This is a genomic window from Streptomyces ossamyceticus, assembly GCF_001418475.1.
In the GTDB taxonomy this organism is placed as follows: Bacteria; Actinomycetota; Actinomycetes; order Streptomycetales; family Streptomycetaceae; genus Streptomyces; species Streptomyces ossamyceticus.
Window position 1 is genome coordinate 209 of record NZ_LIQX01000030.1, and the last position, 15,289, is coordinate 15,497.

General features: G+C 71.1%; 14 protein-coding genes and 1 pseudogene. 9 read left to right on the plus strand and 6 right to left on the minus strand.

The window, feature by feature from the left end; all coding sequences use genetic code 11:
* Together AOK15_RS41655 and AOK15_RS02870 are read right to left on the minus strand one after the other, a co-directional pair.
* The coding region (locus tag AOK15_RS41655; protein WP_276206201.1) for a uracil-DNA glycosylase family protein at positions 1–462 on the minus strand (462 nt) is incomplete at its 3' end.
* A gap of 31 nt (positions 463–493) precedes the next feature.
* Positions 494–1,174, minus strand: a complete 681-nt coding sequence (locus AOK15_RS02870) for a phosphoribosyltransferase (RefSeq protein ID WP_055512385.1) — start codon at positions 1,172–1,174, stop codon at positions 494–496.
* Positions 1,175–1,304: 130 nt separating this feature from the next.
* On the opposite strand from AOK15_RS02870, the gene AOK15_RS02875 reads away from it, so the two are divergent.
* The 4 genes and pseudogenes from AOK15_RS02875 (at position 1,305) to AOK15_RS02890 (ending at position 5,431) form a co-directional block, all read left to right on the plus strand.
* A complete protein-coding gene (locus tag AOK15_RS02875; RefSeq protein ID WP_055512387.1) occupies positions 1,305–1,745 on the plus strand; it encodes a Fur family transcriptional regulator in 441 nt (146 codons plus the stop codon).
* Positions 1,746–1,777: 32 nt separating this feature from the next.
* On the plus strand, positions 1,778–3,994 hold the full coding sequence (gene katG, locus AOK15_RS02880) for a catalase/peroxidase HPI (protein WP_055512389.1): 2,217 nt from the start codon (positions 1,778–1,780) through the stop codon (positions 3,992–3,994).
* A gap of 484 nt (positions 3,995–4,478) precedes the next feature.
* Positions 4,479–4,934 (plus strand): annotated as a pseudogene (locus AOK15_RS02885) (molybdopterin dinucleotide binding domain-containing protein); the annotation flags it as partial.
* Positions 4,931–5,431: a hypothetical protein gene (locus tag AOK15_RS02890; RefSeq protein ID WP_055512393.1), complete on the plus strand. Its 501-nt coding sequence runs from the start codon at positions 4,931–4,933 to the stop codon at positions 5,429–5,431. The pseudogene AOK15_RS02885 and the gene AOK15_RS02890, both read left to right, overlap by 4 nt.
* Positions 5,432–5,440: 9 nt before the next feature.
* Here AOK15_RS02890 and AOK15_RS02895 read toward each other — a convergent pair whose 3' ends face one another.
* A complete protein-coding gene (locus AOK15_RS02895) occupies positions 5,441–6,202 on the minus strand; it encodes an SDR family oxidoreductase (RefSeq protein ID WP_055512397.1) in 762 nt (253 codons plus the stop codon).
* A gap of 130 nt (positions 6,203–6,332) precedes the next feature.
* Positions 6,333–7,355 (minus strand): Gfo/Idh/MocA family protein, encoded by a 1,023-nt coding sequence (locus AOK15_RS02900; protein ID WP_107099323.1) that lies wholly within the window; start codon positions 7,353–7,355, stop codon positions 6,333–6,335.
* A gap of 128 nt (positions 7,356–7,483) precedes the next feature.
* Between AOK15_RS02900 and AOK15_RS02905 the strand changes: the two genes are divergently transcribed.
* Entirely contained in the window at positions 7,484–8,074 is a 591-nt protein-coding gene (locus tag AOK15_RS02905; RefSeq protein WP_055512401.1) for a TetR/AcrR family transcriptional regulator, read from the plus strand.
* A gap of 75 nt (positions 8,075–8,149) precedes the next feature.
* On the opposite strand, the gene AOK15_RS02910 is transcribed toward AOK15_RS02905, so the two are convergent.
* Positions 8,150–8,956, minus strand: coding sequence for a class II aldolase/adducin family protein (locus AOK15_RS02910; RefSeq protein ID WP_055512403.1), 807 nt, complete (start codon positions 8,954–8,956; stop codon positions 8,150–8,152).
* Between the two features lie 40 nt (positions 8,957–8,996).
* Positions 8,997–10,538 (minus strand): aldehyde dehydrogenase family protein, encoded by a 1,542-nt coding sequence (locus tag AOK15_RS02915; RefSeq protein ID WP_055512405.1) that lies wholly within the window; start codon positions 10,536–10,538, stop codon positions 8,997–8,999.
* 144 nt (positions 10,539–10,682) lie between these two features.
* Between AOK15_RS02915 and AOK15_RS02920 the strand changes: the two genes are divergently transcribed.
* From AOK15_RS02920 to AOK15_RS02935, 4 genes are all read left to right on the plus strand, one after another.
* Entirely contained in the window at positions 10,683–11,654 is a 972-nt protein-coding gene (locus AOK15_RS02920) for an SMP-30/gluconolactonase/LRE family protein (protein WP_055512407.1), read from the plus strand.
* 76 nt (positions 11,655–11,730) lie between these two features.
* Complete coding sequence (locus AOK15_RS02925) at positions 11,731–12,594, plus strand: SDR family NAD(P)-dependent oxidoreductase (protein WP_055512409.1); 864 nt, start codon at positions 11,731–11,733, stop codon at positions 12,592–12,594.
* Positions 12,595–12,706: 112 nt separating this feature from the next.
* Positions 12,707–13,909 (plus strand): amino acid deaminase/aldolase, encoded by a 1,203-nt coding sequence (locus AOK15_RS02930; RefSeq protein WP_055512437.1) that lies wholly within the window; start codon positions 12,707–12,709, stop codon positions 13,907–13,909.
* Positions 13,910–13,948: 39 nt separating this feature from the next.
* Positions 13,949–15,220: an MFS transporter gene (locus AOK15_RS02935; protein ID WP_079058275.1), complete on the plus strand. Its 1,272-nt coding sequence runs from the start codon at positions 13,949–13,951 to the stop codon at positions 15,218–15,220.
* Positions 15,221–15,289: the final 69 nt, after the last annotated feature.

Below are 15,289 nucleotides of genomic sequence, written 5' to 3' on the forward strand. Positions count from 1 at the left end.
GTGCTTGACGGCGTTGGTCACATACGCCTCGTCCATGTCGATCCCGGCCTCCTCGGCGGCCCGCCGCAGCAGCCGACCGGCGGGGCCGACGAAGGGCTCGCCCTGCCGGTCCTCCTGGTCGCCGGGCTGCTCCCCCACGAGGAGGATCCTCGCGGACTCCGGGCCGACGCCGAAGACCGTCCGGGTGGCGTCCTCGTGCAGCGGGCAGCCGCGGCAGTCGGCCGCCGCGCGCCGGTGAGCCGCGAGGCCGCCGCGACTCGGCAGGAACGGCCCGGCGTCATAGGCCCGGCCGCCGTCCCGCGAGGCACTCGCGGCTTCCCTGCCGATTCCGGCACGGTTGCCGCTGCCGGCACGGTTGCCGCTTCCGGCACGGTTGCCGCTTCCGGCACGGTTGCCGCTGCCACGGCCGGACCGTCTTCCGGTCGCGGTCGGCGCGTCGCTCGTCGGCCGGGTAGGGCTCATCCGGATCCGCTTCCTTCCTCCACACGTGCGTTCAGACGTCCGCCAGCACCGCCAGGACGTCCGCGTCCGTGAGCTGGTCGAAGTTGTCGTACCAGTGGCCGACCGCGCGGAAGCCGTACGGGCTGCGCAGGCAGATCACCACGTCCGCCTCTCCGCGCAGCAGTTCGACGGACTCGGGGGCGCCGACGGGCACGGCGAGGATCAGGCGCGCGGGGTGGGCCCGGCGGGCGGCGCGCAGTGCGGCGCGGGCCGTGACGCCGGTCGCCAGGCCGTCGTCGACGACGATCGCGGTGCGACCCCGCAGGTCGAGGGCGGGCCGGCCGCCCCGGTAGCGGCGCTCCCGTCGGCGGAGTTCGTCCCGCTCCCGTGCGACGACGGGCGTGAGGTCGGCCTCGGTGAGCCCCAGGGCGGCGAGCGCCGACCGGTCGAACAGGGGCGGGGCGTCGCCGACGATCGCGCCGACGCCGAGTTCCGGCTGGAACGGCGCGCCGATCTTGCGGGCCACGAGCACGTCGAGGGGCGCGCCGAGGGCCCGTGCGACCTCCCGGGCGACGGGGACGCCGCCGCGGGGCAGGGCGAGGACGACCGGGTCGGGCAGCTCGCCCCTGTCCCCCGGCGGGCGCAGGCGCGCGGCCAGCTCGCGCCCGGCGTGCGACCGGTCGCGGAAGCGCGTCGACGCCGGGGCTCCACCACGGCTCAGCTGCGAATTCATGGCTTCCCTCCCTTCCAGTGTCGCCGCCCGCGAGCGGCCCGTCCACGCCGGGCGTGTCCAAAACCGCTCCCCAAACTTGGGTCATTCGTTTTCTTGAACTATTCGTGTTTGGGGGGGTAGGTTGGTCGTCATGACCGAGCCCCAGACTCCGACCACCGCCGAGGAGCTGCGCGGTGCCGGCCTGCGGGTGACGGCCGCGCGGGTCGCTCTGCTGGAGACAGTCCGGGACGGCGACCACCTCGGCGTCGAGGCGATCGCCTCCGGCGTGCGCGATCGCGTCGGCCACATATCCGTCCAGGCCGTGTACGACGCTCTCAGCGCGCTCACCGAAGCGGGACTCGTGCGCCGTCTCGAACCCCCCGGCAGCCCGGCCCTCTACGAAGGCCGTGTCGGGGACAACCACCATCACCTCGTGTGCCGGTCCTGCGGCGCCGTGGTCGACGTCGACTGCGCGGTGGGCCACGCCCCGTGCCTGACGGCGTCCGACGACCGCGGCTTCGCGATCGACGAGGCCGAGGTCATCTACTGGGGCCTGTGCCCTCAGTGCTCGCAAGCCAAAGCCAGCAGTTAGCACCGTGATCCACCCAGTTCGGAAGGACTCCCATGACTGAGAACCACGACGCGATCGTCACGGATCAGAAGGCGGAGGGTGCAGGCGGTTGCCCGGTCGCCCACGGCCGTGCCGCGCACCCCACTCAGGGTGGCGGTAACCGTCAGTGGTGGCCGGAGCGGCTCAACCTGAAGATCCTCGCCCAGAACCCCGCGGTGACGAACCCCCTCGGTGAGGAGTTCGAATACGCCGAGGCGTTCAAGAACCTCGACCTGGCGGCCGTGAAACAGGACATCGCCGAGGTCCTGACCACCTCGCAGGACTGGTGGCCCGCCGACTTCGGCAACTACGGCCCGCTGATGATCCGTATGGCCTGGCACAGCGCCGGCACCTACCGCATCAGCGACGGCCGTGGTGGCGCCGGCGCCGGTCAGCAGCGCTTCGCGCCGCTGAACAGCTGGCCGGACAACGCCAACCTGGACAAGGCCCGCCGTCTGCTGTGGCCGGTCAAGAAGAAGTACGGCCAGTCCATCTCCTGGGCCGACCTCATGATCCTCACCGGCAATGTCGCGCTGGAGCAGATGGGCTTCGAGACCTTCGGCTTCGCCGGCGGCCGCGCGGACGTGTGGGAGGCCGAGGAGGACGTGTACTGGGGTCCCGAGACCACCTGGCTCGACGACCAGCGCTACTCGGGCGACCGCGAGCTGGAGAACCCGCTCGGTGCCGTCCAGATGGGTCTGATCTACGTCAACCCCGAGGGCCCCAACGGCAACCCGGACCCGATCGCCGCCGCCCGCGACATCCGTGAGACGTTCCGCCGCATGGCGATGAACGACGAGGAGACCGTCGCCCTCATCGCCGGTGGTCACACCTTCGGCAAGACCCACGGCGCCGGCCCCGCGGACAACGTCGGCGCCGACCCCGAGGCCGCCTCCCTGGAGGAGCAGGGCCTCGGCTGGAAGTCCAGCTACGGCACCGGCAAGGGCGGCGACACCATCACCTCCGGCCTGGAGGTGACCTGGACGGCCACGCCGACCCAGTGGAGCAACGGCTTCTTCAAGAACCTCTTCGAGTACGAGTACGAGCTGACGGAGTCCCCGGCCGGCGCCAAGCAGTGGGTGGCGAAGAACGCCGAGGCGATCATCCCGGACGCGCACGACGCGTCGAAGAAGCACCTGCCGACCATGCTCACCACTGACCTGTCGCTGCGTTTCGACCCGGTCTACGAGCAGATCTCCCGTCGCTTCTACGAGAACCCCGACCAGTTCGCGGACGCCTTCGCCCGCGCCTGGTACAAGCTCACCCACCGTGACATGGGCCCGAAGTCGCTGTACCTCGGCCCTGAGGTCCCGGAGGAGACCCTGCTCTGGCAGGACCCGCTGCCCGAGGCCGAGGGCGAGGCCATCGACGCCGCCGACATCGCGGCGCTCAAGGCGAAGCTGCTCGACTCGGGTCTCACCGTCTCCCAGCTGGTCTCCACCGCCTGGGCGTCGGCGTCCACGTTCCGCGGCAGCGACAAGCGCGGCGGTGCCAACGGTGCCCGTATCCGCCTGGAGCCGCAGCGCGGCTGGGAGGTCAACAACCCGGACGAGCTGCGTCACGTCCTGAGCGTCCTGGAGGGCGTCCAGGCCGGGTTCAACACCGGCACCAAGAAGGTCTCCCTGGCCGACCTGATCATCCTCGGTGGTGCCGCCGCCGTGGAGAAGGCCGCCAAGGACGCCGGCTTCGACGTGGAGGTCCCCTTCACGCCGGGCCGTGTGGACGCGACGGAGGAGCACACCGACGTCGAGTCGTTCGCCGCGCTGGAGCCGACCTCCGACGGCTTCCGCAACTACCTGGGCAAGGGCAACCGTCTCCCCGCCGAGTACCTGCTGCTCGACCGGGCGAACCTGCTGACCCTGAGCGCCCCCGAGATGACGGCCCTCGTCGGTGGTCTGCGCGTCCTGGGCGCCAACACCGGTGGCTCCACGCACGGCGTCTTCACCGAGACCCCGGGCAAGCTCACCAACGACTTCTTCGTCAACCTGCTCGACCTGGGCACGGCCTGGAAGTCCACCTCCGAGGACCAGACCCTGTTCGAGGGCCGTGACGCGGCCACCGGCAAGGTCAAGTGGACCGGCACCCGTGCCGACCTGGTCTTCGGCTCGAACTCCGAGCTCCGTGCCCTCGCCGAGGTGTACGCGAGCGACGACGCCAAGGAGAAGTTCGTCAAGGACTTCGTCGCGGCGTGGGCCAAGGTCTCCGACCTGGACCGGTTCGACCTCGTCTGATCCCGCGGGGATCTCGATCCCCGAGTGACAACGGGCCGGAGCTGATCCGACCCCGTCCGACCCCGGCGTCCGGGCCGGCCCCCACGGGCCGACCCGGACGTCCGCGTAGGGGCACCCGTGGACGGCCTCCGTGTCGCGGGTGTCCGCGCGTGGGCGGCGGCCGGAGCCGAGGCGGCGGGGGCGGCCGGGGCCGCGGCGCCACAGGTCAGCGGTGTTCTCCGGTGGCGCCGCCGGGTACCCGGCGGTGATCCGTCGGCGGGAGGCAGCCATGGAGTTGTCACTCGACCGCATCGACCGGCCCTGGGGAGAGCGAACACCGTACGGCCGTGCCGAACCGTGGCCCACGCGCGTGGACAGCTGCCTCGCGGACGGTGTCGAGCCCGAGGCGGTGGCGCGGTGGGTGCAGTCGGCGTCGCTGCTGGACTCCAGGGGCGACGCCATGGACATCGCGGTCCTCGACGGCCGGATCGTCGGGGTGCGGGGCAGGGCCGCCGAGTACCTGGCCCCGCACGAGGAACCCGACGAGGAGTACCCCTTCCAGCTCACCACGGGCCGCACGCTGTACCACTTCCACACCCGGACCAAGACGGGCCGGACCCCGCAGCTGAACGCGGCGGCCCCGGAGGTGTGGGTGGAGGTGTCGGCGGAGGACGCCCACCGTCCGGGGCTCGGCGAGGGCGACCCCGTCGAGGTCTCCACCCCGCGCGGCAGCCTCCAGGCCCGGCTGCGACTGTCGGACGTACGGCCCGGCGCGCTGTTCGTGCCCTTCCGCTACGGCTACTGGGACACGCCCGCGGGGTCGGGGCCCGGCGAGAAGACCCCGCCGCGAGCGGCGAACGAGACCACGATCACGGACTGGGACCCGGCATCCAAGCAGCCGCTGTTCAAGACGGCCGCCGCCGCGCTGACCGCCCTCGACCACGGCGGAGGCACCCGGTGAACGACGGCATCGCCCTCGCCGTGCGCGCGCTCCACCGGGGCGAACGGAACCTGGCCGGGGAACTCGCGCGGGCCGCGGACCGGCACCGCGCCGAGCACGAGATCCACCATGTCGCCACCGACCTCGCCGTCCGGTCCCGCGAACACGTCCGGCGGATCGCCGCCACCGCCGCGGACCGCGAGGTGGACCTCACCGGCCCGCCGGAAGCGGGCGACGCGTCCGACGCGGTGTTCGCCCCGCACGGGACGCGGTCGAGCGCCGAGACCGCCGACGCCCTCGATCCCGGGCTGCTGCTCCTGCGGGACCTGCGCGAACTCCATCTGAGCGCCACGGCGAACTCGCTCCACTGGGAGATGCTGGCCCAGCTCGCCCAGGCGGCGAGGGACCCGGCGCTGCTCTCACTGGCCTCCGCCTGTCACCCGCGGACACTGCGCCAGACGCGCTGGACCAACACCATGATCAAGACGATGTCGCCGCAGGTGCTGACGAGCCTGTGACCCCGTCCGTCACCGCTGCCCCTGCCAGGTGGGCGCGATGACCAGCTCCTCGATCAGCGTCCGCTCCGGGAGCGAGGCGCACAACAGCACGGCGCGCGCCACGTCCTCCGGCCGCACCATGGCCGCCCGCTGCTCCGGGCCCGGCGGTACGGCGCGGGTGTCGTGGACCGGTGTGTCGACCGCGCCCGGCAGGATGCAGGTCGCCCGGACACCCGCGTCACGGTAGCTGTTGCGGAGGTACGCCATGAAGTTCCGCACGCCGGCCTTCGCGGCGCCGTACGGGGCGCCGCCGAGGAGGGTGGGCCGGATCGCGGCCAGCGAGGAGATCGTGACGATGGAGCCGCCGCCGCGCTCCAGCATGTCCGGGAGGACGGCCCGGGTGAGCAGGTAGACCGCGGTGAGGTTGACGCCCATGACGGCGTTCCACTCGTCCTCTCCGGTCCAGCGGACGTCGCCGACCCGGCCGGCGCCGCCCGCGTTGTTCACGAGGATGTCGACGGGCCCGGCGGTGTCCCTGGTCCGGGCGACGAGTGCCCGTACGTCCTCGGCGTTCTCGATGTGCGTGGGGCGGACGAAGGCCGTGCCGCCGCTACCCGTGACGGCGGCGGCGACCTCGTCCAGCACATGTCGGCGCCGTCCGACGAGGACGACGGTGGCGCCCTCCTCGGCGAGCAGCAGCGCCGTCTCCCGGCCGATGCCGGTGCCCGCGCCGGTGATCAGCGCGGTCTTCCCGGCCAGGGTCCACGCCTGCCTGCGGTCCTCGGTTCCCATGAGCCTCAGCCCTCCCGCCGAGGGCGCCTCGTACGCCCTTGAACTGAGCATGCCCACCGGACGGGAAGCGCTCGGGTCCCGGTCACAGGTGGCGAACCCCTACGGCGGGCATGGTCGGCGGTGGCGCAGGTCAGGCGTCGTGGAAGGCGGGGCGGTCGACGAGGTGGACCTCGACGCGGCCACCGTCCGTCTGGGAGCGGACGGCCGCCTCGCAGATCGCCGCGACGGCGTATCCGTCCCAGATTCCGGGGCCGGTCACCTCACCGCGGCGGGTGGCGTCGACCCACGCCTGGACCTCGCGGTCGTAGGCGTCCTCGAAGCGCTCCAGGTAGCCGGGGGTGACCGTGCCGCCCCAGCGTCCCGCGGCGGTGACGAGCAGGTCGTGCCCGTCGCCGATGCGGGCCGTGCCGTGCTCGCAGACGGCCTCGGCCTGGACCTGGTAGCCGTAGCGGGCGTTGAGGTAGATCTCGACGTCGCAGAGGGCGCCGCCGTCGGTCTCCAGGACGACGAACTGGGGGTCGGCGAGGCCCTCGGGGGCGTTCCCGGACGGCCGGGGGCGCAGCACGGTGACGGCGGTGACCTCCTGGCCGAGGAGCCAGCGGGTGATGTCCATCTCGTGGGCCACGGAGTCGTTGATGGCCATGGCGCTGGTGAAACCGGGCGGGTTCTCGGGGTTGCGGTGCCGGTTGTGCAGCATCAGCGGACGGCCCAGTTCCCCGCTGTCCAGCAGGGCCTTGAGCCTGACGTACTCGCGGTCGTAGCGGCGCATGAAGCCCACCTGCACTCTGCGGCGGCCCAGCCGCTGTTCGGCCTCCAGCAGTCGGAGGGCGGCGGCGGTGTCCGGGGTGAGGGGCTTCTCGCACAGGACGGGCAGGTCGTGCGCGAAGGCGGTAAGCAGAGCCGCCTCGTGGGCCGGGCCCGGCGAGGCGACGAGCACGGCGTCGACGCCCGGCGAGGCCAGCGCCTCGGCGGGGTCGGCGAAGGCCGTGCAGCCGTCGACGCCCGCGGCGATCGCCTCGGCCCGGTCGGTGTCGAGGTCGACGACGGCGGCGACATGGGCGCCACTGGTGACCTCGGTGATCCGGCGCACATGGTCGGCACCCATCCGGCCGGTGCCGATGACGGCTACACCGAGGGAGCTCTGCTGGGTCATACGGGTCCTTCGCTCGACGGTAGTTGACGGTCCGACGACCGACATCGCAGTTGGTCAATTGTCCAAGACGCCGGTTAGCATGAAACGAGCATTTCACTCTTGATGAAACGGTGGACCGGATGTCTCGTATGGCAGCGAAGGATCGTCGGGAAGAACTCATCGCCGCGGCGTTCCGCGTCATGGTTCGCGACGGAGTCGCCAGGACAACGACCCGCGCTGTCGTCAACGAGGCGAAGATGCCGCTGGGCGTCTTCCACTACTGCTTCACCTCACGCGAGGAACTCCTCCAGGAAGTCATCACCCGCATCACGGACAGCGGCGTGGCCAAGGCCCGGAGCGTGTTCGAGGCAGAAGGCGACCTGGACGCACGTATCGCCAGGAGCCTCCTCGCCTTCTGGGAGGGGGTCGAGCTCAGCCCGGGCGAGCATCAGGTCGGGTACGAGCTGACCCACTACGCGTTGCGCCAGGAGGGCTTCGAGGAGCTGGCCCGCCGGCAGTACGAGCATTACCTGGAAGTCCACGAGCAGCTCCTCGCCGAGGCCGCCGAGAGCGCGGGCATCACGTGGACGGTGCCCCTTCCCGTTCTGGCCCGCTACCTCAACGCGGTGCTGGACGGCGTCACGCTGTGCTGGCTGGCCGACCGTGACAGCGAGAACACCCGCGAGGTGCTCCGCCTGACCGGCGAGCACCTCATGAGTCTCGCCGCAAAGGACGCGTGACGACGTCGGGCGGGGTGCGGCGGCCGTGGCCCCCACACCCCGCCCGATTCGGTTCGCCGGGATCAGCGCGTCATGTCAATCGAACAGGTCGGGCTGTTCCGCGGTGATCTGGTCCCACAAGGGGCGGAACTGGAACCAGCCCGGAAGGGGACCGGAGATCTGGCCCCTCACCATGCGCGCCGTCTCCGGATCGATGAGCCTCGGTTCACCCGCGGCCATGGCCAGCAGCTGGGCCTGGCAGGAGCGTTCCATGGTGATGAAGTACCAGGCGGCCTCGGCGACGGAGGCGCCCACGGTGAGCAGCCCGTGGTTCTGCAGGACGACCGCCTTCCCCTCCCCCAGCGCCACACCGATCCGTCGGCCTTCCTCGGTGTCGTTGACCACTCCGCGGTAGTCGGCGTAGATGCCGTGGTCCTCGAAGAAGGCACAGGCGTCCTGGGTGATCGGTTCGAGCGGGACGCCGAGGCTGGAGAAGGCCTTGCCGTGCAGGGAGTGGGTGCGTGCGGCCGCGACCACGTCCGGCCTGGCCCGGTGCACCTCGGAATGGATGCAGAACGCGGCGTTGTTGACCGGGCGCCTGCCCTGAAGGAGCGTGCCGTCGTGGTCGACGAGGATCAGGTCGGAGACGCGGATCTGGCTGAACGCCATTCCGAAGGGGTTGACCCAGAAGGCCGAGGGGTTCTCCGGGTCGCGGGCCGTGATGTGTCCGGCCACGCCCTCGGAGAACCCGAAGCGGGCGAACACGCGGAAGGCGGCCGCGAGTTCCTGCTTGCGGACCTGACGTTCCTCCTCGACGCTCAGGTTCTGCGGGGGCAGCGGCAGGGTGACGCCTTCGGGCATGGCGCCGACGGACAGGTGCGGGGCGGCGGGTGTCGTGGTCATCGGGATCTGGCCTTTCGTGAGCTGATGGGCGAGGGCGCGGTCACGTGTTCCGTCGGCGCAGGCGGTTGCCGTACATGAGGTCCACCAGGCGCAGGATGGACCGGTAGGCCGAGGGGTCGAACGGGAGCATGTGGAGGTCGCGGCGCATCGGGAAGCGGTTCACGCTGACGGCCTGGAGCCTGGTGTACTTCCGGATTCCTTCGGCGCCGTGCCGTACGCCGAGGCCCGACTCCTTCCAGCCGCCCATGGGCAGGCCGAAGGCCATGTAGTTGGTCTGGGCGTCGTTGACGGTGACGCAGCCCGCCTCGAGACGCTCCGCGAGGTGTCGGGCTCGCTTCATGTTCGAGGTGATGAGGGAGGCCTGCAGGCCGTAGCTGCTGTCGTTGACGAGCCGGACGGCCTCCTCGGCGCCCGCGACCTTCATCACGGGCAGCGTGGGTCCGAAGGTCTCCTCCCGCATGCACGCCATGGTGTGGTCGACGTCGACGAGCAGCGTGGGTTCGAAGAACCGGCCCGGGCCGGGGCCGGCGTGGCCCCCGACGAGGACGCGTGCTCCTCGGCTCACGGCGTCCTTGACGTGGTCCTCGACGATCGCCATCTGGGGCGGGAAGGTCATGGCGCCCACATCGGTGCTGCCCAGCCCCGCCGGCGCGGCGGAGGTGACCTCCTCGAACCGCTTGCGCAGCCTGGCGACGAACGCGTCGTACACGGGCTCCTCGACGTAGACGCGCTCCACCGAGGTGCACATCTGCCCGCCGTTGCACAGCGCACCGTGGAGGGTGACGTTCACCGCCCGTTCCAGGGAGGCGTCGGCCAGCACGATCAGGGCGTCCTTGCCGCCGAGTTCGAGTGAGCACGGGACAAGGCGTTCGCCCGCCCGCGCGGCGACGGCCCGGCCGGTCCTCGTGGATCCGGTGAACATGACGAAGTCGGCGGCGTCGACCAGGGCCTGGCCGGTGGCGCCGGCTCCGGTCACGACCTGGAAGACGTCCTTGGGCCAGCCGCACTCACGGGTCATCTTCTCCATGAGCAGCGCGGTCAGCGGTGTGTACTCCGAGGGTTTGAGGACGACGGCGTTGCCGGCGGCCAGGGCGGGGATGGCGTCACCGAAGGAGTTGATCAACGGGTTGTTCCAGGGGCCGATGACCCCGACGACACCGAGGGGGACCCGCCGGGTGTACATGCTGCGGCCGAGCACGAACGGCGAGAGCGAGCGGATCTTCGTGTCGGCGAGGTGGCGCCGCGCGCGCTTGGCCCAGTAGGCGAAGGCGCTGACGCAGTAGACGACCTCGACGATCGCGTCCTCTTCGGTCTTGCCGTTCTCCGCGACGATGGAGTCGATGACCTCCTGCCGGTGGGTCAGCAGCCACTGGCGACCGCGCGTGAAGAATTCCGCGCGGCTCCGGGCGCTCAGTCCGGCCCAGCCCGGCTGTGCCTGTCGGGCTCGTGCGGCCGCTTGCGCCACCTCCTGCGCCGACGCGTCCACGACATGGCCGACCACTGCTCCGGTGGCCGGATTGTCCACTGCGATGGGTGCGTCCGCCCGGGCGCCGTCGGGCGTGAGCGATCGAGTCTGAGCCACGGAAAAACTCCTGCCGGAACGTTGACTTCGGTTTGCACAGAATGAGACGGTCGCTCGTACAAGTCAAGCGTCTTGTACAGATGACCAACTCGTTGTGCGGCAGAGAACCCACGGCCCAGGGCCCGTCATCAAGGAGCGGCTGGAATGAAACGGACGACATCGGTCGCGCTCAGCGGCTTCGGCGTTCCCGAGTCACTGCGCTGGCACCGGGGAGCCCTGTGGTTCTCCGACCTGGCCCACGGCACGGTGCACCGCTGGGACGGCACGGGAGAGGCCGAGACGGTGCTGAAGGTTCCCGGCCGGGCCGGCGGGCTCGGCTGGCTTCCGGACGGGCGCATGCTCGTCGCCTCCATGGACGGAGGCGTCGTGTACCGCCTGGAGACCGACGGCGAGCTCGTCGAGCACGCGGATCTGCGGCACCTTGTCGGCGGTCCGGTCAACGACATGCTCGTCGACCCGCACGGGCGTGCGTACGTGGGCAATTTCGGCTTCGACTACCACGCGTTCGCCCGCGAGCACGCCAACGCCATGCTCTACGCGCCGCCAGGCCCGACGAAGGCACCGATCGCGTGCCTGACCCCGGACGGGACCCCGCTCGGGGCGACCGAGCCGGTGCTCTTCCCCAACGGGTGCGTCCTGACGGCCGACGGCACCACCATGGTGGCGGCCGAAACCCTGGCCATGCGGCTCACCGCCTTCCCCGTGCTTCCCGACGGCACACTCGGACAGCCGCGCCCCTGGGCCCCGCTGATCTCACCGTTCCTGTGGCACGCGGTGAACCATCCGGGGCTCCTCGGCCGGATCACCCGCAGGATCTCGGCACTGCTGGACCACCCGGCCGTCGCCAGGCGCTCCGCCTCACCGATCGCCCCCGACGGCATCGCCTGGCACAGCGACGGCGAGACGATGTGGATCGCGAACGCGCTGCGCGGCGAATGCGTACGGGTGGCCGAGGGCGGCCGCGTCCTCGACCGCGTGACGACGAGCCAGAACACCCTGAGCTGCCTGGTCGCAGGTCACGACGGGCGCACCCTGTTCGCCGCGACCGTACCGACCGACGATCCCGTCCGCGCCGCGGAGCTGAACGGCGGTCGCGTCGAGATGCTCCGGCTGTGAATCCCGAGGCGACGACTGAAGACGATCTCGTGTTGGACAGTTGACTTGGACGCTCGACCAGGAGACTCTGTTGGCCATGAATGATGTGTCTGAAAACAGCCGGGTGCTTCTCGTCACCGGCGCGGCCTCCGGCATCGGGGCCGCGATCGCGCAGTCGGCGGTCGCACACGGTCACCGCGTGATGCTGTCCGACGTCAACGAGCAGGCCGTACGGGCCAGGGCGCTCAGCCTGGGCAGCCGGGCCGCCGGCTGTGTCCTGGACGTCCGGGACCCCCAGGCGTGGGTCAGGGCCTTCGAAGCGGCGGAGGCCGCGTTCGGAGCCGTCGACGTGCTGGTCAACAACGCCGGCATCACCCACACCGGCCACGCACGTGACCTCGGCCCGCAACAGCACCGCGACATCCTGGAGGTCAACCTGCTCGGCGCCATCGCCGGCACCTGCACGGCGATCGAGCGGATGACCGCGCGGGGCCGCGGCCACATCATCACCGTCTGCAGCATGACGTCGTTCCTCCCGCTCCCCGGATACGCGACGTACTGCGGTTCCAAGCACGGGCTGCGGGCCTTTCACCACAGCGTGGCCCTGGAGGAACGCGACGGGCCGGTGGACTTCACGATCATTCATCCTCCGTCCACGCGCACGGACATGCTCGAACAGGAGCTGGCCGACCCTGCTTGCGCGATCTCCTTCGCCGAGAAGTCCTACGCACCCGAGCAGATCGCCAGGACCGTCGTCGCGGCGATCGTCTCGAAGCCGGTCGAGGTGGTGTTCCCTCCCCTGGGCGGACGGGTCCAGCGGATCGCCGGTGTCTTCCCCCGCCTGATGCGGTGGGTGATCCCGCTCGCCGAGGCCAGGGGAAGAAGGCGACGAGAGCGCATCGTCGCCCCCACGGGCCGCCGATCCGACGCTGCGCGATCTTCGGACCGCTCGACCACCTGACGCGGTTCCCGGCCGCCGTTCACGGGCCGGTCCACTGAACCTACTGAGAAAGGGTGCGGATGTGAACGCACATGTGGCGTCCTGGCCGGACGTGAGATCGGCCGCCTCCGCCATGGCCGGATTCAGCGAGATCCGGATGGCCCAACTGGAGCGGGCGACCCAGCACTTGGACCCGCCGTTCGCCGTGGTGGACCTCGATGCCTTCGACGCCAACGCCGGCGATCTGGCACACCGCACGGGCGGGGGCGCCACCATCCGCCTGGCCAGCAAGTCGGTCCGCAGCCGCGACCTGATCGAGCGCGACCTGAAGCGGCAGGGCTACCGGGGCGTTCTCGCCTTCACCCTGCCCGAAGCCCTGTGGCTGGCCGAGGACCACGACGACGTGGTCATCGGCTACCCGACCGCGGACCGCACCGCGTTGCAGCGGTTGGCCCAGGACGAACGGGCGGCCTCCCGCGTCACCCTCATGATCGACTCCGTCGCCCAGCTGGACTTCGTCGACGAGGCCGTCGGCGCCTCCCGCCCCCCTCTGCGGCTGTGCATCGATCTGGACGCCTCCCTGGAACTGGCCGGCGGCCGCATCCACCTGGGCCCCTACCGCTCCCCCGTGCACTCCCCGCACCAGGCCGCCACGCTCGCCCGGGCGATCCGGAGCCGTCAGGGGTTCCACCTGGCCGGGGTCATGTCGTACGAAGGACAGATCGCCGGCATGGGTGACAACCAGCCCGGATCCCCTCTCAAGCGCGTCGCGCTCCGCGCCATGCAGCGTCTGTCGGCTCGTGAACTGGCCGACCGGCGCGCCGCCGCGATCGCCGCGGTCGAGGCCGTCGCCCCGCTGGAGTTCGTCAACGGCGGCGGCACCGGCTCCGTGGAGCAGACCTCGGCCGAGCACGTCATCACCGAGATCGGCGCGGGCTCGGGCCTGTACGGGCCGGGGTTGTTCGACTTCTACCGACGCTTCCGTCCCCGGCCCGCCGCCTACTTCGTCATGCCGGTCGTACGCCGTCCCACGGACCGGATCGCCACCGTGCTCGGGGGCGGCTGGGTCGCCTCCGGCCCGCCCGGCCGCGACCGGCTGCCCACTCTCAGCTGGCCCCGGGGCCTGCGGATGAACCCGCTGGAAGGAGCGGGCGAAGTACAGACTCCGGTACTCGGCCCGGCGGCGCACGGACTGCGCCTGGGCGACCACGTGTGGTTCCGGCACGCCAAAGCCGGCGAGCTGTGCGAGCGGGTGAACACCCTCCACCTGGTCTCCGGCGGCGACATCGTCGGCCAGGCCCTCACGTACCGGGGTGAAGGACACGCCTTCCTCTGACCCAACTGCCCCCGCGGCCCACCTTCTCCCGGAGGCCCGATGCTCCCCGACTCACACTCCCCCGCCCCAGCCCTGGCAAGACTCGCCGGCCGGCCCTCTGCCCAAGGACCGGCCGAGCCCGTCTCACGCCGCTGGACCACTCTGTACGGCCTGGTGTGGTTCGGCTTCTGGATGGCCAACCTCGTCCCCCTCCAACTGCTGCTCCCCCAGCAGCTGGAGGCGATCGACCCGGCCTCGAAGGTCTACGACTTCGCCCTCGTCAACGGTGTCTCCGGGCTGGTCGCACTCGTCGCACTGCCCCTGTGCGGTGCCCTGTGCGACCGTTCCCGCAGCCGGTTCGGCCGGCGCAGACTCTGGCTCACGGCGGGCGCTGTCGCCTTCGCCGCCGCGCTGATCGTCACCGGCGCGCAGACCACCGTGACCGGCGTGGTCGTGACGTGGTCGGCCGGCATGGTCGGTCTCAGCGCGGCCACCGCCGGGCTCACCGCCGTCATCGCCGACCGTGTTCCCGAAGCCCAACGCGGCATGATCTCCAGCGCCATCTACGGTCCCCAGGCCCTCGGCGTCGTCGTCGGCATCGCCCTCGTGTCGGCCTTCGGACTCTCCCCCATGTCCGGGTTCGCCGTCATCGCGGTCCTGCTGCTCGTCTGCCTTGTGCCGTTCCTGGCCTCCCACCGCGACCTCGCCTGCACCGTCGAGGCGCCGATCGGCATCGGGGAACTGCTCGCGTCGATGGGCAGCTCGCTCAGGAACCGGGAATTCGCCTGGGCCTTCGGCGGACGGCTCCTGGTCAATCTGGCGAACTCGCTGGGCACGTGTTACACGCTCTACTTCCTCACCGACGGTCTCGAAGTCACCGATCCGGCCGGCGGCCTGCTGGTCTGCACGGTTCTCTATCTCCTGGCCGGCCTGCTGGCGACCGCCACCGCAGGTGTGCTGTCCGACCGCCTCGGCCGACGACGGATCTTCGTCGCCCTGACGGCACTGCTCCAGGCCGTTTCCGGCTTCCTGCTGGCGAGCGCCCCGAGCCTCCCCGTCATGATGGTGGCGTCCGCTCTCATGGGAGGCGGCTTCGGTGCGTACATGGCCGTCGACCAGGCTCTGATCACCCAGGTGCTCCCCGACGCCGAGAGCCGGGCCAAGGACCTCGGCATCATGAACATCGGCTCGGTCGTTCCCCCGGCGATCGCCCCGTTGATCGCCGGAGTGATCATCAGCTCGGAACAGGGCTACCCGCTTCTCTTCGCGCTCGTGGGTGCGGCCGCCGCCGTGGGAGCCGTCCTCGTATACCGCATCCGCTCCGTCCGCTGAGTGCGCGGTGGGCCCCTGCGAGAATCCGCGAACGGGCGCTTTCCCGAACGATCACCCGTTAGGCTCCCC